We start from the raw sequence: 2,019 nt of genomic DNA, 5'->3' as shown, positions 1-2,019 counted from the left end.
GCGTGGTCCGAATGAAAGTGATCACTGAAAGCGCGGATTTTATTGCGCTTTCAAAACCTGCGAACGTATGTTTCCACACTGAGTTAGATGATAACGGCGAGACTCAAATTGGCTTTGTTGAATCAGTGCGATCTCACTTTAATGACGATCAACTTTACCCAGTCCATCGCTTAGATCGTGTTACAAGCGGCTTAATGTTGTTTGCTAAGGGGCCACAAGTAAATAGAGATATTTCTGTTTTGTTTCAGAACAAAACGATCAAGAAAGAATACCTCGCCCTAAGCCCAAAAAAACCAAAGAAAAAGCAAGGTCTCGTGTCAGGTGATATGACAAAGGCACGTGGCGGTAGCTACAAATTGGTGAGGACCTTCGAAAACCCCGCAGTAACGAGATTTAAGGCACATAAGCATCACGATAATTGGCTGTTTTACTTGTGGCCAGAGACTGGGAAAACGCACCAACTTCGAGTGATGTGTAAGTCGCTGGGCAGTCCAATACTTGGCGATAAGCGCTATGGTGGTGAAGACGCAGACCGTTGCTACTTACATTCTCGCTCACTAAGTTTCGAACTGCATGGTGTTAAGCACGAGATTATTGATGAGCCGGATTTCTTATAATCCGTTATCGTGCGTTCGCGCTACCTTCGCGACGCTTATCTGCTGCGCCTTTGAGCAAGTCTTTTCTAATTTGTACAGCGTGTAGACCCGAATTCAGATCTCTTTGATTTACTTTGTACCCCAAGTTTTTAAGGGCGGAAATGTCCTCATCGGACCAAGCATCTTTTTCAATATCCATGTCGCCATAACGGTTGCTGATATGAGGTGCGTTGATCGCTTCGATTAAAGGCTGTCCCCACGCTAAGAGCCGTATAAGTGAGTTTGCTACGTAGTTTATGATTCTTGATCCACCTGGAGAGCCGATGGCTAGAACTGGTGTATCACCTTTGAATACGATAGTTGGTGCCATCGATGAACGCGGTCTCTTACCAGCTTCTACATGATTGGCGATGAGGCCTTTATCGTTCTCAAATTTGAAAGAAAAGTCGGTGAGTTCGTTATTTAAAAGAAATCCTTTGACCATCACTCGAGAGCCAAAAGCATTTTCAATGGTGCTTGTGCTGCTTATGATGTTGCCTGACTTGTCGACCACCACGAAATGCGTGGTAGATGGTTGATCTACATTTATTCCCGTACTTAGCGCGATCTTGTCACTGAAAGGAGAGCCTGCTGTCAGCGTTGGACTTTTCTTCGATGTATTGACCTGTGACGCTCGTTCCGAAATATATTCTTCATTTAATAATGAGCTGGGTACATCGAAGTAAGCTGGGTCTGCGATGTACAAAGCGCGATCGGCGAATGCTAGGCGCGTTGACTCTGCGATGACATGCCATGCTTGAGGCGACTCTGGCGGGTAATCGATTAAACCAGCGGCTTCGCTTGTCATTAGAATCTGGCCTACTGTGATCGCACCGCTGCTAGGTGCTCCCATGCCGCAAACACGATGTTCTATAAATGTGTGACAAACAGGTACACGTTCAATGACTTTGTATTGTTTAAAATCTTCGATACTAAGTAAGCCTGGGTTATTCGCGCTTTGAACCGCGTTAACGATGTCGACTGCGAAGTCTTTATGATAGAAATACTCTCCGCCGCGTTGTGCGAGTGTGGTTAGCGTCTCTGCGTACTCAGGGTTTACTAATTTGGTTCCTGCTGAAAGCGGCTCTCCTTCGGGTAAAAAATAAGCCGCTGTGCTTGGGTGAGTTGATAAGCGATCTTGGTCTCGCTGCACCGACTGCGCCATTCTGTTGCTGACGATAAAACCTTCCTTTGCGATACTAATTGCAGGCTCTAAGAGTCTAGCNCACGGTAGGCTTCCATCTTTTTGATGCATGTGCCATAGCGTTGCAACTGTTCCGGGAGTGCCAACAGATCTGCCTCCCACAACTGCATCGAAAAAACCCATTTGGGTTTGATCTTTATTGAGGAATAAATCTTTTTCTGCGTCTAATGGTGCGGTTTC

At 45.8% G+C, this 2,019-nt stretch carries 2 protein-coding genes; one reads left to right on the top strand and one right to left on the bottom strand.

What is annotated here, in order from left to right; all coding sequences use genetic code 11:
* A partial coding sequence (locus A3738_RS16245; protein ID WP_156504306.1) for a pseudouridine synthase occupies positions 1-617 on the top strand: 617 nt, incomplete at its 5' end.
* Positions 618-621: 4 nt separating this feature from the next.
* On the opposite strand, the gene A3738_RS16240 is transcribed toward A3738_RS16245, so the two are convergent.
* On the bottom strand, positions 622-2,019 hold a 1,398-nt coding region (locus A3738_RS16240; protein ID WP_068763729.1), incomplete at its 5' end, for a gamma-glutamyltransferase family protein.

This window comes from Oleiphilus sp. HI0066 (genome assembly GCF_001635725.1).
Note: the sequence above shows the minus strand (reverse complement) of the source record. Positions and strands in the feature narration are given on the sequence as shown.